Source organism: uncultured Campylobacter sp., assembly GCF_905371695.1.
GTDB lineage: Bacteria > Campylobacterota > Campylobacteria > Campylobacterales > Campylobacteraceae > Campylobacter_A.
Genome location: NZ_CAJPMA010000109.1, coordinates 1 through 4732, shown reverse-complemented (window position 1 = coordinate 4732; position 4732 = coordinate 1). Strand labels below are relative to the sequence as shown.

The 4732-nt window shown below is 47.0% G+C and carries 4 protein-coding genes and 1 pseudogene; all 5 read left to right on the top strand.

Going from position 1 to position 4732, the window contains the following annotated elements:
- Positions 1 to 191 (top strand): annotated as a pseudogene (locus QZ147_RS08305) (chemotaxis protein); the annotation flags it as partial.
- Positions 192 to 294: 103 nt separating this feature from the next.
- A complete protein-coding gene (gene gyrA / locus QZ147_RS08300) occupies positions 295 to 2919 on the top strand; it encodes a DNA gyrase subunit A (protein WP_295149209.1) in 2625 nt (874 codons plus the stop codon).
- A gap of 81 nt (positions 2920 to 3000) precedes the next feature.
- A complete protein-coding gene (locus QZ147_RS08295) occupies positions 3001 to 3420 on the top strand; it encodes a lipoprotein required for motility (protein WP_295149210.1) in 420 nt (139 codons plus the stop codon).
- Complete coding sequence (locus tag QZ147_RS08290; protein ID WP_295149206.1) at positions 3396 to 3803, top strand: hypothetical protein; 408 nt, start codon at positions 3396 to 3398, stop codon at positions 3801 to 3803. The genes QZ147_RS08295 and QZ147_RS08290 overlap by 25 nt, the downstream gene beginning before the upstream one ends.
- A partial coding sequence (locus tag QZ147_RS08285) for a sigma-54 dependent transcriptional regulator (protein WP_295149203.1) occupies positions 3800 to 4732 on the top strand: 933 nt, incomplete at its 3' end. The genes QZ147_RS08290 and QZ147_RS08285, both read left to right, overlap by 4 nt.

Here is a 4732-nt window from a genome sequence, read left to right as displayed (position 1 = left end):
GCATCAACGAGATGAGCGAAAGCATAAGAGAACAATCAGAAGCCATTAATCTAATCAATCAAGGCGTAGTCCAAGTAGACGAGCTAACGAGACAAAACGTTCAAGTAGCCAGCGCGACGAACCAAGTAACGGCTGAGGTCGATAGTATGGCAAAGGAAATTTTAGCCGACGTAAAAAGCAAGAAATTCTAACCCCGATTTATCCGAATTTAGACCGCTACTCGGCGGTCTTTTTCATTTAGCCGTTTTTTATTAAAACTTAGCTAAAATCGCCTAGTAAATTTCAAGGATAAAAATGGAAGATAATCTACTAAATTTAAATCAAGACATCCAAGTAGTCGATATCGAGCACTCGATAAAATCGAGCTATCTAGATTATTCGATGAGCGTTATCATCGGTCGCGCGCTACCGGATGCCAGAGACGGCTTAAAACCCGTGCATAGGCGAATTTTATACGCGATGAATGACCTTGGCGTAGGTAGCCGAAGCCCGTATAAAAAATCCGCGCGTATCGTGGGCGACGTCATCGGTAAGTACCACCCGCACGGCGATACGGCCGTATACGACGCGCTCGTGCGTATGGCGCAAAGTTTTTCTATGCGCTATCCTAGCGTGGACGGGCAGGGTAACTTCGGCTCGGTAGACGGCGACGGTGCGGCGGCAATGCGTTATACCGAAGCTAGGATGACGATATTAGCAGAGGAGCTGCTACGCGATATCGATAAAGATACGGTCGATTTCGTGCCTAACTACGATGATAGTACGACCGAGCCCGACGTCCTACCCGCTCGCGTACCGAATTTGCTCTTAAACGGATCGAGCGGTATCGCCGTCGGTATGGCGACTAATATCCCGCCGCATAGCCTTGACGAGCTAATCGATGGGCTTTTGCTCGTACTTGATAACAAGCAAGCAAGCCTTGAAGAGGTTATGCAGTATATTAAAGGGCCGGATTTCCCTACCGGCGGCATAATTTTCGGTAAAAAAGGTATAATCGAAGCATACCGCACCGGTCGCGGCCGAGTAAAAATTCGCGCTAAAACGCATATCGAGAAAAAGCCTACAAAGGAAATAATCGTAATCGACGAGTTGCCGTATCAGACAAATAAAGCCCGCCTAATCGAGCAAATCGCCGAGCTTGTTAAAGAAAAGCAAATCGAAGGCATTAGCGAGGTGCGCGACGAGTCCGACCGCGAGGGTATCCGCGTCGTAATCGAGCTAAAACGCGACGCGATGAGCGATATCGTGCTAAATAACTTATTTAAATCGACCACGATGGAAGTAACTTTCGGCGTCATAATGCTAGCCATCGACAACAAAGAGCCCAAAGTATTCGGGCTGCTCGAACTGCTAAAATTATTCCTAAATCACCGAAAAACAGTAATTATCCGTAAAACGATATTCGACCTAGAAAAAGCCAGGGCCAGAGCGCATATTTTAGAAGGTTTAAAAATCGCGTTAGATAATATCGATGAAGTTATCGAGTTAATTAAAAACAGCGCCGATACGAATGCCGCTCGCGACGGATTAATGTCTAAATTCGGGCTTTCCGAGCTTCAATCAAACGCGATTTTGGATATGAGATTAAGCAAGCTAACGGGATTGGAGCGCGAAAAATTAGACAACGAGCTAAGAGAATTGTTAGCCGAGATCGCGCGCCTGGACGAAATTTTAAAGAGCGAGAAGCTTATAGAAAATATTATCAAAGAAGAGCTGCTTGAAATTCGCTCGAAATTTAAAGTACCGCGCATTACCGAGATCGTGGATGATTACGACGACATAGATATCGAAGATCTTATACCTAACGAAAATATGGTCGTAACCATTACGCACCGAGGCTACATCAAGCGCGTACCTAGCAAACAGTACGAGAAACAAAAACGCGGCGGTAAGGGTAAAGTGGCCGTTACGACCTACGACGACGACTTTATCGAGAGCTTCTTTACCTCAAACACTCACGACACGTTGATGTTCGTGACCGACCGCGGACAGCTTTATTGGCTTAAAGTTTATAAAATTCCTGAGGGAAGCCGCACCGCAAAGGGCAAAGCCGTCGTAAATTTGGTGCAGTTGCAGCCTGACGAAAAGATTAAAGCGATCATTCCGACGACCGATTTCGCGGAAAACAAATCGCTTGCGTTTTTCACTAAAAACGGCGTCGTAAAACGCACGAATTTAAGCGAGTTTAAAAACATTCGCTCGATCGGCGTTAAGGCGATTAGCCTTGACGAGGACGACGAGTTGGTAACCGCGCTAATCGTGGAAAGCGACGGAGACGAGATAATAGTGCCTAGCGACGTAGATAGCGAAATGAGCGAAAATTTAGAGCCGCAAATTTTAGAAGCGGACGAGGCTATGGACGGCGCCGAAAACGAAAGCGGCGAAGCGCTTGAAAATACCGGCGGCAAGATGCTATTTATCGTGACCAAAAAGGGAATGTGCCTTAAATTTTACGTTAGCAAAGTCCGCCAGATGGGTAGGACGGCTCGCGGCGTGACGGGTATTAAATTTAAAGAAACGGGCGATGAGGTCGTAGGCGCGGCGGTTATAGAAAGCAACGAACAAGAGGTGCTAAGCATATCTCAAAAAGGTATCGGCAAGCGCACTACCGCCGACGAATACCGCTTAACAAACCGCGGCGGCAAGGGCGTAATCTGCATGAAGCTAAATAACCGCACCGGCGATCTAATCGGCGTCGTAATGGTCGATGAAGAGATGGATCTAATGGCGCTTACTACTAGCGGCAAGATGATTCGCGTCGATATGCAGTCTATCCGCAAAGCGGGTCGCAACACCAGCGGCGTTATCGTAGTAAACGTGGACGGCGACGACGTAGTTAGCATCGCGCGTTGCCCGAAGGCCGACGACGCGGATGAGGACGAGAGCGAAGAAGGCGGACTTTTAGAGACTTCGGAATAAATTTAAAGGCTAAAAATGAAAACGAAAATTTTACTTCTAATCGCGGCTGCGGCATTTTGCGGGTGTTCGTTTAACGGCTTTATGGGGGACGATACGAATAAAAACGTCGTAATCCAAAAGGTCGATAAAGACGACTTGCGAGAGGTTATGAAAAAAGAGAAAATGATCTATGCTCAGCCGACAGAAACGACGTTTCGCGCGCAAGGCGAGGGCATAGCGCCGCAAAATTCCGTCAGCTACGCGCAGTCCGTTACGCTGGCTAAACGCGCGGCGATGGCGGACGCGTATAGTCAGCTAGCCGGTAAGCTCTACGGCGTGAAAATCAACTCCGAAGACACCGTACGGGACGCTATGCTACTAGATTCGTCGATCACTTCAAAAGTGCAAGGCTTGGTTAAAAACGCGACGATTATCAGCGAGGGCTTTAAAGACGGGCTTTACCGCGTAAATATGGAGCTTAAAATCGACGAGGAAAAGTGGCGCGAAATCTTTGCTTACTAATTCTACTCGTAAAATTTGCGCTAGGCTCGGAGGAATTTATCTTCTGGGCTAGCGTAAATACTACGAATTTTATAGTCTCCTACGAGCAGATCGTATTTTCAAAGGCGATGACGCTAACTAATAAAGGCAAGATTCGCCTTTTATGTCAAATCGACGGAACGCGCGAAGAGGGCGCTTCTACGCTTGAATTTTTAAACTCCCGAAAAGATGAAATTTTTTACTGCTTCGCTCGCGAAAAAGTAAGCGTAAAGAGCGAATTTTATAGACGAAACGACTTTATGCGAAACACCGGCGTTATTAAAGTAGCGCCCGTGCGTTTTACGATAGAATTTAAGCAAAATTCGGCAATAATTAGCGTATTTGCCGGTAAGGAAAATTTATGAATATCGCAATCGTAGAAGATGACATCAATATGCGAAAATCCCTAGAATTCGCGCTTAGCGAATACGACGAACTAAACGTCAAAACCTATAAAAGCGCGACCGAGGCTTTAAAAAAACTAGACCCCGCAACCGAGCTAATTATCACCGATATTAATATGCCAGGTCTTGACGGCTTGGAGTTTATTAAGCGATTAGAGGGCAAATTCGACGTCATCATAATGACGGGCAATGCGACGCTAAATCGCGCGATAGAGAGCGTGCGGCTAGGCGTGAAAGATTTTTTAACCAAGCCTTTCGACGCGCAGACGCTTTACGAAGCGATAAAGCGCGTGCAAATTTTAAAGCAAAAAACCGCGCAAACTGCGAACACAGAAAATTTAGCTAAAAGCGCCGAATTTTCGGCAGAACAAGCGGAGCGAAATTTTAAAAACGGCGGCTTTTTAGCTAGTTCGCCCGCGTTGCAAAGTGCGCTTAATATCGCCGCAAAAGCCGCTAAAACCGATGTTTGCGTGATGCTTTGCGGAGAGAGCGGCGTAGGCAAGGAGGTCTTTGCGAAATTTATCCACGAAAACTCTCCGCGAAAAGACGCGCCGTTCGTAGCGCTAAATATGGCGGCGATCCCAGAAAATCTCATCGAAAGCGAGCTGTTCGGCTTTGAAAAGGGCGCTTTTACCGATGCCCAGACGGCAAAAATAGGGCAGTTCGAGCTAGCTAACGGTGGGACGCTATTTTTAGACGAGATCGGCGAAATGCCCGTAAATTTACAGCCAAAATTACTGCGAGCTTTGCAAGAGCGCGAGATCACGCGACTAGGCGGCGTAAAGCCCGTTAAAATCGACGTTCGTATCGTTTGCGCTACGAACGCTAACCTAGGCGCGCTAATTAGCGAAGGTAAATTCCGCGAGGATCTTTATTATAGACTAAGCACG